The organism is Neorhizobium descurainiae, assembly GCF_051400715.1.
GTDB lineage: Bacteria > Pseudomonadota > Alphaproteobacteria > Rhizobiales > Rhizobiaceae > Neorhizobium.
In genome coordinates, this window is record NZ_JBLFFK010000015.1 from 67,784 (window position 1) to 81,964 (window position 14,181).

15 protein-coding genes and 1 pseudogene are annotated in these 14,181 nt (G+C 62.0%); 2 read left to right on the forward strand and 14 right to left on the reverse strand.

The genetic code is table 11. The annotated features are described in order from the left end of the window. Positions 1 to 678, forward strand: coding sequence for a peroxiredoxin-like family protein (locus ACMGE0_RS22595; protein ID WP_436818143.1), 678 nt, complete (start codon positions 1 to 3; stop codon positions 676 to 678). Positions 679 to 730: 52 nt separating this feature from the next. Continuing rightward, on the forward strand, positions 731 to 1,222 hold the full coding sequence (locus tag ACMGE0_RS22600) for a cupin domain-containing protein (protein ID WP_436818236.1): 492 nt from the start codon (positions 731 to 733) through the stop codon (positions 1,220 to 1,222). 18 nt (positions 1,223 to 1,240) lie between these two features. On the opposite strand, the gene ACMGE0_RS22605 is transcribed toward ACMGE0_RS22600, so the two are convergent. The 14 genes and pseudogenes from ACMGE0_RS22605 to ACMGE0_RS22670 all read right to left on the reverse strand — a co-directional run bounded on the left by ACMGE0_RS22605 (position 1,241) and on the right by ACMGE0_RS22670 (position 13,941). Then, entirely contained in the window at positions 1,241 to 2,050 is an 810-nt protein-coding gene (locus tag ACMGE0_RS22605; RefSeq protein ID WP_436818237.1) for an inositol monophosphatase family protein, read from the reverse strand. A gap of 1 nt (position 2,051) precedes the next feature. Next, positions 2,052 to 2,852: a glycerophosphodiester phosphodiesterase gene (locus ACMGE0_RS22610; protein ID WP_436818144.1), complete on the reverse strand. Its 801-nt coding sequence runs from the start codon at positions 2,850 to 2,852 to the stop codon at positions 2,052 to 2,054. 15 nt (positions 2,853 to 2,867) lie between these two features. Further along, entirely contained in the window at positions 2,868 to 3,734 is an 867-nt protein-coding gene (locus ACMGE0_RS22615; RefSeq protein ID WP_436818145.1) for an ABC transporter permease, read from the reverse strand. Position 3,735: 1 nt separating this feature from the next. Next, positions 3,736 to 4,653, reverse strand: a complete 918-nt coding sequence (locus tag ACMGE0_RS22620; protein ID WP_436818146.1) for an ABC transporter permease — start codon at positions 4,651 to 4,653, stop codon at positions 3,736 to 3,738. Beyond that, entirely contained in the window at positions 4,650 to 5,669 is a 1,020-nt protein-coding gene (locus ACMGE0_RS22625; protein WP_436818147.1) for an oligopeptide/dipeptide ABC transporter ATP-binding protein, read from the reverse strand. The genes ACMGE0_RS22620 and ACMGE0_RS22625 overlap by 4 nt, the downstream gene beginning before the upstream one ends. Then, complete coding sequence (locus ACMGE0_RS22630; protein ID WP_436818148.1) at positions 5,666 to 6,613, reverse strand: ABC transporter ATP-binding protein; 948 nt, start codon at positions 6,611 to 6,613, stop codon at positions 5,666 to 5,668. Before ACMGE0_RS22630 ends, ACMGE0_RS22625 begins: the two co-directional genes overlap by 4 nt. 57 nt (positions 6,614 to 6,670) lie before the next feature. Continuing rightward, positions 6,671 to 8,236: an ABC transporter substrate-binding protein gene (locus tag ACMGE0_RS22635; protein ID WP_436818149.1), complete on the reverse strand. Its 1,566-nt coding sequence runs from the start codon at positions 8,234 to 8,236 to the stop codon at positions 6,671 to 6,673. Positions 8,237 to 8,283: 47 nt separating this feature from the next. Beyond that, entirely contained in the window at positions 8,284 to 9,099 is an 816-nt protein-coding gene (locus ACMGE0_RS22640) for a DeoR/GlpR family DNA-binding transcription regulator (RefSeq protein ID WP_436818238.1), read from the reverse strand. A gap of 487 nt (positions 9,100 to 9,586) precedes the next feature. Next, positions 9,587 to 9,799, reverse strand: a pseudogene (locus ACMGE0_RS22645) (LysR substrate-binding domain-containing protein); the annotation flags it as partial. Positions 9,800 to 9,959: 160 nt separating this feature from the next. Beyond that, positions 9,960 to 10,100, reverse strand: coding sequence for a hypothetical protein (locus ACMGE0_RS22650; RefSeq protein WP_436818150.1), 141 nt, complete (start codon positions 10,098 to 10,100; stop codon positions 9,960 to 9,962). A 28-nt stretch (positions 10,101 to 10,128) separates the two neighbouring features. Next, positions 10,129 to 10,545, reverse strand: coding sequence for an organic hydroperoxide resistance protein (locus tag ACMGE0_RS22655; protein ID WP_436818151.1), 417 nt, complete (start codon positions 10,543 to 10,545; stop codon positions 10,129 to 10,131). 160 nt (positions 10,546 to 10,705) lie between these two features. Then, entirely contained in the window at positions 10,706 to 12,049 is a 1,344-nt protein-coding gene (locus tag ACMGE0_RS22660) for a sensor histidine kinase (RefSeq protein ID WP_436818152.1), read from the reverse strand. Beyond that, positions 12,046 to 12,786 carry a response regulator gene (locus ACMGE0_RS22665; protein WP_436818153.1) on the reverse strand — a complete coding sequence of 247 codons (741 nt, stop codon included), beginning with the start codon at positions 12,784 to 12,786 and terminating at the stop codon, positions 12,046 to 12,048. The genes ACMGE0_RS22660 and ACMGE0_RS22665 overlap by 4 nt, the downstream gene beginning before the upstream one ends. A gap of 108 nt (positions 12,787 to 12,894) precedes the next feature. Then, the gene (locus ACMGE0_RS22670; protein WP_436818154.1) at positions 12,895 to 13,941 is read right to left on the reverse strand and encodes an alpha/beta fold hydrolase; all 1,047 of its coding nucleotides are present in this window, start codon (positions 13,939 to 13,941) and stop codon (positions 12,895 to 12,897) included. Between the last annotated feature and the right edge of the window lie 240 nt (positions 13,942 to 14,181).

The following is a 14,181-nucleotide window of genomic DNA, read 5'->3' on the forward strand; positions in this document are numbered from 1 at the left end:
GTGACGGCAAAGGATTCCCTGAACAAGACGCTTGCCGACTTTCAGGCCAAACGGGCGGAGACGATGGCGCCCGACAAGCTGAAGATCAATGTCGACCAGCGCCGCCTTCTGGTGGAGACGAGCAACCGCGGCGGCTTCGTCAAGGCAGGCGATGCGGTCGAGCCCTTCGAATTGAACGAAGTCGGCGGCGACCGGCTGACAGGCGACGCGCTTTTGCAGAAAGGCCCGCTTGTCCTGATATTCTTCCGCTTTGCCGGATGCCCGGCATGCAATATCGCCCTGCCCTATTACAATCAGCATCTCGCCCCGCAGCTGGCGAAGCTCGGCGCGACGCTGGTCGGCGTCAGCCCGCAGGTGCCGGAACGGCTGGCCGAGATCAAGGATCGCCACAAGCTCGATTTCCTGATCGCCAGCGACAAGGACAATGCGCTTGGTCGCCGCTTCGGCATCCTCTACTCTTTCGACGAGCCATCGAAGCAGTCATCGATCGCCAGCGGCTCGCCGATAGGCGAGGTGACCGGCACGGGCACATGGGAACTGCCGATGCCGGCAACGATCGTTATCGATGAAACCGGCCGGGTGCGCTTTGCCGATGTTAGCCCCGACTGGCTGGTCCGCACAGAACCCGGCGACGTCATCGACGCGGTCCGCAAGCTCGCCAAGCGCGCCGCCGCGTGATCCAAACCCAGAGACGCCTCAAGCAGACGAGAACAAAGTGACCCACGACCATATCCATCACGGCCATCACCACGACGACGATCATCACCAGCATGCCGACCATTGGCGCGACAACGGGGTGAAGGTCATCCCCGGCGATTCGCTCGATCCGAACACGGCCCAGACGCCCGGCATGAACCGGGCGTCCGCCGTCAGCAAGGCCCGCGCTGGCGCGGAAAAGATCTGGGCGGGCACCGTCACGATTCATGCCAATGCCAAGACGGGCGCCCATCACCACGGCGATCTGGAAAGCATCATCTACGTGGTGAAAGGCAAGGCCCGCATGCGCTGGGGCGAAAACCTGGAATACACCGCCGAAGCCGGTCCGGGTGATTTCATTTACGTACCGCCCTACGTTCCTCACCAGGAGATCAATGCCAGCCGCGATGAAACCCTCGAATGCGTCCTGGTGCGCTCGGGCCAGGAACCGGTTGTCGTCAATCTCGATATCGAACCGGTCGAAAAGCCGGAAGAGGTCCGCTGGATCGATCCCATCCATCGCTGATCAGCCGCCTGGCTGCGGTCAGGTGGCGAGCGACAAGGTCTGCAGCAGCGGTCTTACCCTGTCGAGAAACGCCTCACTGCCGCAGGCGAAGCGCAGCTTCTGGGAAAGCTCCGTTCGATCCCAATCGATGGTGTGCGAAACACCGAGACTTGCGAGTATCGGCAGCGCTGCCATCACATCCCAGGTCGAATCGCCGATGGAGAGGTAGCCATCGGTCTCGCCGAGCATGACCTCGACCAGCGAGATGGTGGCGGCGCCGCAAAACCGGAAACTGATGCCGAGGTCCTCCGAGATGAAGCGAACGGCTTCGAGCCGCTCGGCCGTCGACACCGTGGGATGGAAGCTGAAGCCCGTCGATGCCCGCGACATGTCGAGTGCCGGAAGCGGCTTGATCGGCTTGCCGTTGAGCTGGGCCAAAATCATCGTCCCGCCCGTAATCATCAGGTCGCGGGCGGGTGCATGGATCACGCCGAATACCGGCCGGCGGTTCTCGTAAAGACCGATCGACACAGCCCAGTTCTGGCCGCCGCGGACAAAGTTGAACGTCCCGTCGATCGGATCGATGACCCAGATGCGTCCGGACCTGCCGGGGATATCGCCACCCTCCTCCCCGAATATGCCGTCCTCGGGAAAAGCCTGCCTGAGCCGGTCGATGAGGAGCCTCTCGACCTGCCGGTCCGCCTCGGTCACGAGGTCGAGGTGTCCCTTCGTCTCGACCGGCAGGTCTGCCAGCGAACGAAAGTGGGCCAAAGCCAGTTTCCCGGCCTGCCTTGCGATGTCTTCGACGGTGACCTCGAACGGACGAGACGCCAAAGCAGTGGCATGCATGTCAGCCACGGGCACGCTCCTTGAGCCTTGCCATCTGCGCGACATCATCACCCATGAGCTGGTCCAGTTGGCCCTCCCGAACCCATTGGACAATCTGGGATTCGACATCGACACCATATTGCATCAGCTTCTCGTGATAGCCGCCCGGCAGATAGGTGAAGACTGCGAAGCCTTCGTCGTGAAGCTGGCGCGCCTCTCCGCTGGCGAAGTGATAGACCTCGACATTCATCGCGTCGAGATCGGCCTGGCGGGCGAGTGCGGCAGGGTCGATCAGACGGGAATGCATCAGTCCGACGGTAGGCACTTCCGGGATTGCAGCCTTCACCGCCTTCAACTGGACGAAGTCGAAGGAGGAGAATTGCAGCAGGTCGGGGCAGCCCAACTCGCTGATCATCGCGCTCAGCTTCGGGATGATTACCTCGTTGCGGTCGTAGATCTTGAGTTCGAGCTGATAGACAATGCCGAGTTCGCGGGCGAGCTGAAGGGCGTCCCGCAACAACGGCACGCGTTCACCGGCAAATTCTTCGCTGAACCAGCTGCCGGCGTCGAGCTTGGACAATTCCGAATAGCTCATGTTCTGAACGATGCCGCGACCGTTGGTGGTGCGGTCGACGGTCTTGTCGTGCATCAGCACCAGTTCGCCATCGCTCGTCATGCTGAGATCGGTTTCGCAAGTGACGAGAGGGCCGCCATGCTCGAAAGCCTTGCGAAAGGCGGCGAGTGTGTTTTCAGGCGCGCCGGCGCTGTGGCCACGGTGACCGCCAAGGCGGATCGTCTCGATGGTCATTCTGAGCGGATTCATTCTTTTTCCTTTGTTTTAACGAAGGCGCGCGTCGAAACGATCACGCAGATAGTCGCCGAGCAGGCTGATGGAGAGGGTTGTGAGGACGATGACGACGCCCGGGAAGGCGGCGAGCCACCAGGCGATCGCCAGATAGTTCCGACCATCGGCGACCATCAATCCCAGGCTCGTCGCCGGTGGCTGGATGCCGAGGCCGAGGAAGCTCAGGCCGCTTTCCAGCAGAATGATTTCGGGGAAGTTCACGGTGAATTGCACGATGAGCGGGCCGGCGATGTTCGGCAGCATATGGCGCAGGTAGATGCGCCTCGGCGGGACGCCAATAACACGGGCGGCTTCCGCATAGCCCTCTTCCCGCGCGCTGAGGACGAGGCCGCGCGTCAGTCGCGCATAGCGTTCCCAGTTCTGGAAGCCGACGAGGAAGACGAACAGAAGCGGGCTGGAACCGAACATGGCGAGCACGCCGAGCGCGATGATGATGAAAGGCACCGATGCCATGGCATCGGCGAAGCCCATGATGATATTGTCGAGCCAACCGCCGAAATGTGCGGCAAGCAGGCCGAGCGTGGTACCGATCAATGCGCAGATGATGGATCCAACGAGCGCGATCATCAGCGTGGTCTGGGTGGCTATCAGCAGGTTGCTCAGCACATCGCGGCCGAGATAGTCGGAGCCCAGTATGTGGCTGGCCGACCCGACGGGGCGCGCGAAACGGGCCAGCGGATCCTGATCGAGATAGTCGAAGGGCGATATCCATCGCGCCGTGATGCCGATGACGACAACGATGCCGATCCACAGGCAGCACAGGCCGATGCTGGCTGGCATGCGGCGGAGCGGAGCCCATGTCGAGCTCCTGATCGGACGGGATGAGGTCACGACCGTCATGTCAATTCTTCCTGATTTTCGGATTGAGGACGACATAGAGAACATCGACGGCCAGGTTGATGACGACCATGAAGGCCGTGAACAGCACGATCATCGCCTGCGCGACAGGGAGATCGCCGGTGCTGGTCGCGTTGACGAAGCCGCTCCCGAGGCCGGGCCAGGCAAAGACGGGCTCGACCAGCACAGCGCCGCCGAGCAGCCCGCCGGCGACGAAGCCAAGCGTCGTCACCATCGGGATTGCCGCATTCGGCAGTGCATGGCGCAGGATGATCTCCCAGTTCGGCACGCCGTCGGCACGGGCGGCGGCGATATAGGGCTGGCCCAGCACGTCGATCAGGGTCGATCGCATGAAGCGGGCGACGGCGGCCGCGTTGAACAGCGCGAAGGTGGCCACCGGCAGGATCGCATGCCGCCAGGTCGAACTGCCGGAACTTGGCAGCATCCTGAACCAGACCGCGAACGCGAAGATGAAGACGAGGCCGAGCAGGAAGTTTGGAATGCTGTAGCCGAGGACGGCGCCCGCCATCACGCCCTTGTCGATGGCGGATTCACGGCGCACTGCCGCAAGGATCCCCGCCGGTATGCCGATCAGCAGGCTCAGGACAAACGCGGGCACCGTCAGCGCGAGCGTCTTCGGGATCCTTTCGCTGACGACCGTGAAGACTTCCCGGCCATCCGCGAAGGAGACGCCGAAATCGCCGCGAAGGACGTTGGCGACATAGAAAAGGTACTGTTCGGGGATCGACCGATCCAGCGCCCATTTTGCATTGAACGCCGCCAGCGCCTCGGGGCTTGCGTTGTCCGAGAGCATCTGCTGGGCGGGATCACCGCTCAGGCGCAGGATGATGAAGACCAGCGTGACTGTGAAGACAAGCACCGCGAGCGCTCGCAACGCTCGAGCAAGGATGAACCCCGTCATGATGCCATTTCCTTCCGTTGCGCCACATCCGTCTGCGAAGCGACCGATCGGGCCAACTCCTCGGCCCGGTGACACGCCGCCTGTTGCCCATCGACGGTTCGAAGCACCGGTGTTTCGCTGGCACATCTCTGAATGGCGTAGGGACAGCGGGAGCGGAAGGCACAGCCATACGACACTTTCGCGGCATCGAGCTCCCCTTTGATCGGTGGCTCGATATTGCGGATCGTCGGGTCCATTGATGGTACGGAAGCCAGCAGCGCGCGTGTATAGGGATGCCGCGGCTGTTCGTAGACCGACCTGATGTCGCCGGTCTCGACGATGCGGCCGAGATACATTACGGCGATGCGATCGACGAGATGGCGCACGATCCGCAGGTCGTGCGTGATGAATACATAAGCGAGATCGCGTTCCTGCCACAGCGAGCGCAAGAGCGCGACAACCTGGGCCTGAACGGATACGTCGAGGGCGGATACCGCCTCGTCGAAAACGACCAGTCCGGGGTCGAGAATCAGGGCGCGGGCGATGATCACGCGCTGCCGCTGGCCACCCGACATCTGATGCGGATATCGGGTCATCATTGCGCTGGACAGGCCGACGCGCTCCAGCATGGCGGCGCTGCGTTCATAGGCTTCCGCCCGGCCGGCGACGTGATGGACCAGCAGTCCCTCGGCGACCTGTTCTCCGATGGTCATCTGCGGATTGAGGGCTGAAAGCGGGTTCTGCTGCACCAGGGCGGTCCGCTTGCGGAATGCTGTCCAGTCCCTTGCGCTGCGGTCCTTGTGGTTCACCCCGTCGAACCATACGTCGCCTCCTGTCGGTGTCGTCAGCCCGAGAAGAAGACGACCCAGGGTCGACTTGCCGCTGCCCGACTCGCCGACGACACCTATGCGCTCCCGCGGTGCGAGTTCGAAACTGATCGAATTGGCCGCAAGCTGGCTGGTCGGATTGGCAAAGAAGCCGGTCTTGTGACGGTAGGCCTTCGTCAGATCACGGGTTTGAAGCAGGGGCGTGTTCATGGCACCACCGGATGGAAACAGGCGGCCTCGTGAACGAGGTCGATATAGGCCGGAACTGGATAGCGGGCGGAACATTCGCTGCTCGCGCGCGAGCAGCGCGGATGGAAATGGCACCCCTGCGGAAGGCTGTCGAGAAGCGGCACGGATCCGGGGATAGGGATCGGAGGCTCGATTTCGGAGGGATCGATGCTGGGCATGCAGTCGATCAGCGCCCGGGCGTAAGGGTGAGCGGGACGCTGCAGAAGTTCCGCCACGGGCGCCGTCTCGACGATCTTGCCGCAATACATCACGGCGGCACGGTCGGCCAGGCGGGCGATGACGCCGAGATCGTGGGAGACGATCATCAGGGCCATGCCGGTCTCGGCCTTCAGCTCCTCGAGCAGACGCAGGATCTGGGCCTGCATGGTGACGTCGAGCGCGGTGGTCGGCTCGTCGGCGATCAGCAGCTGGGGCTTTGCCGCAAGGGCATGAGCGATCATCACGCGCTGGTTCATGCCGCCGGAAAACTGATGCGGATAGGCGCGCAGCCGGCTCTTGGCGCGGTCGATGCCGACACGTTCCAGAAGTCTCATCGCCTCGAGCCGGGCGTCATTGCCCCGCAGTCCCTGATGGCGATAGAGGGCGGATTCCAGATAGTAACCGATCGTATGTACCGGATTGAGGCTGCTGGTCGGATCCTGGAAGATCATCGCGATGGTCGGATCGGCGGCCTTGCCGGATCTGGTCGGGTCGCGTTCGAACTCGATGCTGCCGCCGGTGCGCACTATGCCACGCGGGAGCATGTTGGCGACGGCATAGCAGGTCATGCTCTTGCCGCAGCCGGATTCACCCACCAGCCCGAGCGTCTGTCCGGCCTTCAGCGAGAAGCTGATGCCGTCAATGATTTTCATGTTTCGCGCCGGAACCTCGACGACGAGGTCGCGAACGGTCAATAGCCTTGGCATGGCTTTCTCCCAGGGGCGATGCGCACGAATGCGCACCGCCAATGCGCTGGTTTGTGGTTATGAGAAGCTGAGGTTGTTGCGGAACTCCATCATCTCGAAGCTGATCGGCTTCCAGTTGACGTCCTTGCGCGCGGCGTAGACGTCGAACGGCTGATAGAGAATGACGGCCGGCGCTTCTTCCTCGAAGATGTCGCGCAGACGGTTGAAGGCATCGAAGCGTTCCATACCGTCAGGAAGCTGGGCTACCTTCACGCACAGTTCGTTGAATTCCGCCGGCGCTTGCCAGCCCCAGCGTTTCTGGACGCCGCGGCCGGGGCCGAATTCCGAAACCATGGTCGTGTAGGCGTCCGTCAGCGACATGCCGTTCGACCAGTTGCGCATCATGACGTCATCGTCCTTGGGGTTTGCGCCCGGCGCGTAGATCTTCGGCTCGACGGTGACGCCGATTTCCTTCCACATCTCGATCATCATCATCAGCGCCGGAATGGCGTTGGCGTAGTAGTTGCCCATCGTGTGATAGGTGATCGGCGTGCCGTCGTAGCCGCTTTCCTTGACCAGGCGCTTGGCTTCCTCGACATTGTATTCCATTGCCCGGCGATTGGGATCGAAGGTCTTGCCCATGTGCGGGAAATTCAGGCCGGCGGGGATGGACGCCTTGCCCTTCCAAAGGGATTCGACCATCAGCGGGCGGTTGACGGCGAGTGCCAGCGCACGGCGCAGGGTCTTCGACTTGAACATCGGCTTGTTCATGTTGAAGGTGAACATGTGGAAGTTCTCGATCAGCGTGCCGCGGGTTTCGATGTCCGAATAGCTGTCGATCAGCGCCATGTCGTCGGGCGTCAGGGTCGTGATGATGTCGTATTCGCCGCTGATGAGGCCGGCCACGCGGGTCGCGGGCTCGGCCACCACTTGGTAGGTGATTTTCGACGCGGTCGGCTTTTCGCCCCAGTAGGCGTCGTTGGCTTCCAGAACGACGCGGTCATTTGCGACGAATTCGACGAACTTGTAGGGGCCGGTGCCGACGGGCTTGTTGCCGAAGGCGACGGCGCCGAGGCTCTTGTAATATTCCTTCGGGACGATGCGGCCGAGCCAGGAGGCGAGGAACCGTTCGATCAGGAAGGACGGAGTCTTGGTGCGCAGTACGACTGTGTACTTGTCTTCGACCAGAGGCTCTTCCCAGTCCGGCGAAAAGTTGCGGCCGTTCGGAACCGTCTTGATGGCTTCGTCGCCCCAAAGGCGCTCGGACGAGAAAGTGTAGGCGACATCGTCGGCCGTCAGTTCGACGCCGTCATGAAACTTGACGTTCTGGCGCAGCTTGAACCGCACCGATTTGTCGTCGAGCCGTTCCCAGCTTTCGGCGAGCTGCGGCACCAACTCGATACTGTTGCCCGGAGCGCCATTGGCGAACCAGTCGCGGGTGATCAGCGTGTCGAAGATCTGATTGACGATACGCGGGCCGACATTGCTGATGGCATTGATTGGTTCAAGCGACGCGGGCACGCCGTTCACGCCGATCCTCAATGCGCGCCGGTCCTGCGCGAAGGCGAACTTCAAGCTGGTCGTCGATGCCAGCGCCGCGACACCTGCGCCGATGATGAACTTTCTGCGGTTGGTCTTGAGCATCTGTTGTCTCCTGCCTGGAAGATGCTGTTGATGGAAAGGTGAACGGGTCAGTTCGCGATGACGAACTTCTTGCGCAGCTTTTCAGGGGCTGCGTCGATGATGGATTTCGAGCCGTTATCGGTGACGATGACGCCGACGTCCTCGATCTTCGCGACGACCGACATGCTGGATTTCGTGAATTTTGAATGGTCAGCGACGACGATGACCCGCCGCGACACTTCCATCATGGCCCGGGCGATGCTCGCGTTCACGGGCTCGACGGTGCATACCAATCCGCGATCGACATCGATCGACGCTGCATTGAGGACCAGCTTGTCGACATTGAACTGACGGATGAACTGCTCGGCCAGCGGCCCACGGAAGGATCGGTTCGTTCCCGTATATTCTCCTCCGACCGAGTAGATGCTGCGCCCTTCTTCACGCGTCAATTCGGCAACGATATCAAGGCCGTTCGAAATAACTGTAAGGTTCTTGCGTCCAGCCAGTTTCTTCGCGACTTCCAACGCCGTCGTGCCGGCGTCGAGAATCACCGTGTCCCCGTCGACAATCATCCCCGATACGACGGCCGCGATGGCGGCCTTCTCCTCCTGGTTCAAGACGGAACGGGCCGCATTCGTCTTGTCCTGCGCGACCTGATTTATACTCACGGCGCCGCCGTGCGTGCGGCGGAGCAATCCGGCGCTCTCCAGATCGCCGAGGTCACGACGGATTGTCGCTACCGAAACGTCAAAGCGCTCTGTCAGCGTACGCAAGTCGAGAAAATTCTGCTCGCTCAACAGCTCGACAATCTTTGCCTGACGATCTTCCGCCTGTGTCAGCAATGGCCTGGCTCCTTTGTCACCGAAATGACGTATATCGCTCATCTGCGAGCGATATCTATCGCCGATGAGTGACAAGGCTGTGACAAATTTGGCGAGTTTGTCCATTGAAACAAATATTTTTGGCAAATTGACTCTACCGAGTGCCAATTTGAGCGAAATCGATCACAACATAGCGGGCGGCAACTTACGCTCGGCGGACCCGTATTCAGGGCAACGGTTGCCATTGCGAGTCCTGAATAGGCTCTAGCCAAGCTATCGACGGGGACAGAACGGGGAAGTGTTATTGCTACGAGCAGCGCCCTGAGGCCAGTTCGCTTCGAGCCTTCAAATTGGACTTTTTCGTGTGATGGCGTAGTTTGAAACTGCGAAGGTCGTGGTGTATCGGACAGCTCTTACTCGTATCCGAACGAGAGCGCCTAACGGCGGATTCAAGCAATATTGCCAGCTCCGAACCGCTGTCGATGCGGAATGCCATTCTGGGGTCAACCTCGGGATATTGCTAATCCTGCGCCCCAGCCGCTCTGCAGAATCAACGATCAAGAACCGGGCCTCCGTCGGTCGACGTCATTCTCGTCCTTTGTTCGCTGATGAGATCGACAAAGGCGCGCAGTTTAGCCGGCATGTGCCTGCGTTGAGAAAAGTAGAGATAAAGCCCGGGATAGGCTGGACACCAGTCTTCCAGCACCGCCATAAGCCGACCGGCGGCGATGTGCGGCGCCACGGAATGCGCGCCGACATAGGCAAACCGCGGCAACCGCTTCAAGTTCAATCAGGCTTGCCGTGAACTCCATTCCTAGCGACAAAGCATGAGAAAGCTGAATGAGGCGGCTATCGGCAAGAGCGCCTAATTCAACATCATACCGCTTTGCGGAAGCATTTTCCGCAAAGCGGAGCGGCCGTGGTTATTGCTGTAAATTGCGGGAAATCGCCGACATCGCGACGAGACCTGCGAGTGGCGACGGTTCCGGCGAGAATGCATCATAAGCGCAAGGCGCCGCAAAAATAGCGATCGCCAGCATGCCGACAATGATGATGCGCTTCATCGGAGCCTCCTTGGATGAGGAATGAAGGTCACGCGACATTCAGCTCGACCTCGATGTTGCCGCGCGTCGCCTTCGAATAGGGGCAGGTCTGGTGGGCTTCCTCGACAAGCGTCCGGGCGAGTTCCGGATCGAGGCCCGGAAGGCTGACATGCAGGCGTGCCTGCAGGAAATAGGCGCCGTCCGTTGTGCCGAGATCGACTTCCGCGTCGACTGCGGTGTCGGCGGGGAGCCTGAGCTTGCGCTTGCCCGCGGCAAGCCCCATCGCGCCGATGAAGCAGGCCGACCAGCCGGCCGCGAAGAGCTGTTCGGGATTGGTGCCGGGCTGAGCGCTGCCCGGGGGAGACAGCTTCACGTCGAGTTCGGCATCGTCGCTGCGCGCAAAGCCGTCGCGTCCGCCGGTCGTGTGGGTCTTGCCGGTGTAGAGGACCTTTTCGATCTTCGTCATGGAACACTCCTTTGTTCTGCCGCTCACGGCGACATCCGCTGACGGGGAGTGGTTTGAAGGACCGACGTATCCGGGATGTTTCTCAAAGCATCCGAAATGTATCGGAGCGTAGCTATAGGCGGGCGGGAAACGTTCCCATACAGATGGCACCCGGATTTCCTCAGCGAAAGGTGACTTCCGCCGCAAGGCCCCCGCCGGAGCGATTGTAGAGCCTGATCGAACCGCCGATGGTTCCGGCGAGTTGCTGGGCGATCGCAAGCCCGAGCCCGGTGCCGCCGGTCTCGCGGTTGCGGGATTGCTCCAGGCGGAAGAAGGGCTGCATCGCCGCATCCAGCATGTCCTCCGGAATGCCGGGCCCGCGATCCAGCACGGAAATGGCGATGCTGCCGTCCTCTCTTCGGTCGACCTTAATCTCGGCGCTGCCGGCAAACTTCAGGGCATTGTCGATGAAGTTCGTGAGGATGCGGCGAAGCGCATGCGGCTTGGTCGAGGCCGTGCCCTGCACGATACCCGAAACCGCGACCGCTTTTCCCATATCCTGATAATCATAGGCGATGCTGTCGATGAAGGAGGAAAGGTCGATGCGGGAGGTCTTTTCGCCGCTGCTATGCGAACTGCGGGCGTAGGCGATGCCGTCCTGCACCAGCCGCTCGATCTCGGCAAGATCGCTGACGAGCTTGTCCTTCTCGGGTGAGTCCTCCGCCATGTCCGCGCGCAGCCTCATCCTTGTAATGGGTGTCTGAAGGTCGTGCGAAATCGCCGCGAGGATCTGCACCCGCTCCTCGAGATAATGGGCGATGCGTTCGCGCATGGCATTGAAGGCCCGCGCCGCGTGGGCGACCTCGGTGGGGCCGGCCTCGCTCATCGGGGAGCCCTTCCTGTTCGGATCGAGCGCCTCGGCCGCCGCCGCGAGTTCTCCGAGCGGGCGTATCACCTGGCGGACGGCGAAAAGGGTGAAAAGAACCAGCAGACCCATTTGCACCGCCAGAACCCAGGGCAGCCATTCGGCGATCGGCATCACGCCCCTCGGCGTGACGTCGATCGTCAGCGGCGAGCCGTCCGAAAGCGTCAGATGAGCCTGCAGCCGCTTTCCGTCGCCGGGAATGGACTCGATGCGCAAGGGGAACCTGCGCCCGGCGGCCTCCTGGACCCGCTCCGCGATCTCGGCGCCGCGGCCCGACATATCCGGCACGCCGGGCAATCCCGGCCCCAGCACGAGACGGTAGTTGCCGCGGCTCAGGCGATCCAGCCAATCCGGCCGCTCGTTGGCCGGCAGCCGGTCGATGACGGCGATCGAGGTGGCGAGATCGCTCTCCAATGTACCGAGCATGACGGCCTTGGCCGACATGTAGCGTTCGAGGAAGAGGATGCTGAAGGAGAGCCCATAGGCGATCGCCAGCCCGGCGAACAGGATGAGGAAAAGCCGGGCGCGAAGCGTGCTCGGCCACCAGCCACGGCCGGACGTGCTGCTGTCCCTTGCCCCGCCGGTGATGCTCCCGGTCATGTCCTGGGCTCCGAAATCTCGACTGGCACGGAGAAGACATAGCCCTCCGCCCGCACTGTCTTGATATAGGTCGGTTCGCGCGCATCGTCGCCGAGCCGCTGGCGCAGCCGGCTGACGAGAAGGTCGATCGAGCGGTCGAACAGGTCGGCGTCACGGCCCTGGGTGAGGTTCAGCAGCTGATCACGGTTGAGGACGCGTTGCGGGTGATCGATGAACACCCGCAACAGTCGGTATTCGGCGCCGCTCAGCGCGATCTCCGTGCCTTGCCCGTTGAGGAGATGGCGGCCGACGGTGTCGAGCCGCCAATCTCCGAAAGCCAGCACCTGTCCGGCCTCGCTGATCTGCAGGTTGGGCGGCAACATGCGCGTCCGGCGCAGCACGGCCTTGACGCGTGCGAGCAGTTCGCGCGCGGCGAAGGGCTTGGCGAGATAGTCGTCGGCGCCCATTTCGAGGCCGATGATGCGGTCCATCTCGTCGCTGCGGGCCGTCAGCATGAGGATCGGGATCGCCTTGTGCTTGCCGGCGCGCAGTTCGCGGCAGAGCACCAGCCCGTCGTCGCCCGGCATCATCACGTCGAGGACGATCAGATCGACGGCGTTGGCTTCCAGGAAGCTGCGCATCTGGCGGCCATCGGCGGCCACCGACGTCCGCAAGCCGTTCTTCTTCAAGTAGGACGACAGCAGCTCGCGGATCTCGCGGTCGTCATCGACGATCAGGATGTGGTCGACATGCTCCATGGACGGTCTTCAAATCCTCGCTTCATATCGCGGCGCACTCCGCTCTTCTTACCCTTGGAAGGGACTGCCGCGAAGCGGAGAAATGTCCTCGCGGCAGCCGATGACCTCCTAGAATTTTGCGACGTCGAGAACCGCCTGGGCAAAAGCCTGCGGCGCTTCCTGCGGCAGGTTGTGGCCGATACCGCCGTCGATGGTGCGATGTTCGTATTTCCCGGAAAACTTCCCGGCATAGGCAGCCGGATCGGGATGCGGCGCACCGTTCGCATCGCCCTCCATCGTGATCGTGGGGATGGTGATGACCGGTCCCGTCACGAGCTTTTCTTCATAGGCGTCATATTTCGCCTCGCCCTCCGCGAGCCCTAGCCGCCAGCGATAGTTATGGATGGAGATCGCGACATGATCCGGATTGTCGAAGGCGGCAGCCGATCGCTCGAAGGTCGCGTCGTCGAAATTCCAGGTCGGAGAGGCCGTCCGCCAGATCAGCTTGGCGAATTCGCGCGTATTCGCTTCATAACCGAGGCGGCCGCGTTCGGTGGCGAAATAGAACTGGTACCACCAGGAAAGCTCCGCCGCCGGCGGCAGCGGCTTCCTGTTCGCCTCCTGGCTTCCGATCAGATAGCCGCTCACCGAGACCATTGCCCTGCAGCGCTCCGGCCATAGCGCCGCCATGATGTTGACGGTACGCGCGCCCCAATCGTAGCCCGCAACGAGCGCCTTCTCGATGCCGAGTGCGTCCATCAGCGCGATCATGTCGGCGGCGAGCGCCGACTGCTGGCCGTTGCGCGGCGTATCTTCGGAGAGGAAGCGCGTCGTGCCGTAGCCGCGAAGATAGGGAATGATGACGCGATATCCGGCCGATGCGAGGATCGGCGCGACATCTACGAAACTGTAGATGTCGTAAGGCCAGCCGTGCACCAGCAGGACGGCCGGGCCGTCCGCCGGACCCGCCTCCGCATAGCCGATATTCAGCACCCCGGCATCGATCTGCTTCAGCGCTTCGAAAGAGGTGTGCGTACCGGCCTTGGCAACTGCTTTCGACCCTGCCGCGGCCGGCCGCGCATTCGCCAGGGAGGTGACGCCGAATTCGAGGGCGGCGGCGGTCATGGCGGCAACGCCGAAGAAACGGCGGCGCTGATGGTTGATTTCGTTGGACATGGGTTCTCTCCGATCCGTGTTGATCCACGATCGGAAGAAAGCCGGCGGCATGTATCCCTCATGTGTCCCGCGCCGCCTCTATTGAATGCGGATGTAGCATCCGGCCGACAGGATACGTTCCGATACAATTCCCCCCGAACCCGGACACATCCGGGATACGTCAGGTCGACCAGATTGGCCCCGTCGCTGGCCGAGCCGCATCGCCGTCCAGAGCCCGAACCCCGGTTTCAAAGGAAACGA

Coding starts and splice junctions, on each gene's coding strand:
- ACMGE0_RS22605 (WP_436818237.1), bottom strand. CDS start 2,050: ATGCATGCCACTGCTTTGGCGTCTCGTCCGTTCGAGGTCACCGTCGAA.
- ACMGE0_RS22610 (WP_436818144.1), bottom strand. CDS start 2,852: ATGAATCCGCTCAGAATGACCATCGAGACGATCCGCCTTGGCGGTCAC.
- ACMGE0_RS22615 (WP_436818145.1), bottom strand. CDS start 3,734: ATGACGGTCGTGACCTCATCCCGTCCGATCAGGAGCTCGACATGGGCT.
- ACMGE0_RS22620 (WP_436818146.1), bottom strand. CDS start 4,653: ATGACGGGGTTCATCCTTGCTCGAGCGTTGCGAGCGCTCGCGGTGCTT.
- ACMGE0_RS22625 (WP_436818147.1), bottom strand. CDS start 5,669: ATGAACACGCCCCTGCTTCAAACCCGTGATCTGACGAAGGCCTACCGT.
- ACMGE0_RS22630 (WP_436818148.1), bottom strand. CDS start 6,613: ATGCCAAGGCTATTGACCGTTCGCGACCTCGTCGTCGAGGTTCCGGCG.
- ACMGE0_RS22635 (WP_436818149.1), bottom strand. CDS start 8,236: ATGCTCAAGACCAACCGCAGAAAGTTCATCATCGGCGCAGGTGTCGCG.
- ACMGE0_RS22640 (WP_436818238.1), bottom strand. CDS start 9,099: ATGAGCGATATACGTCATTTCGGTGACAAAGGAGCCAGGCCATTGCTG.
- ACMGE0_RS22650 (WP_436818150.1), bottom strand. CDS start 10,100: ATGAAGCGCATCATCATTGTCGGCATGCTGGCGATCGCTATTTTTGCG.
- ACMGE0_RS22655 (WP_436818151.1), bottom strand. CDS start 10,545: ATGACGAAGATCGAAAAGGTCCTCTACACCGGCAAGACCCACACGACC.
- ACMGE0_RS22660 (WP_436818152.1), bottom strand. CDS start 12,049: ATGACCGGGAGCATCACCGGCGGGGCAAGGGACAGCAGCACGTCCGGC.
- ACMGE0_RS22665 (WP_436818153.1), bottom strand. CDS start 12,786: ATGGAGCATGTCGACCACATCCTGATCGTCGATGACGACCGCGAGATC.
- ACMGE0_RS22670 (WP_436818154.1), bottom strand. CDS start 13,941: ATGTCCAACGAAATCAACCATCAGCGCCGCCGTTTCTTCGGCGTTGCC.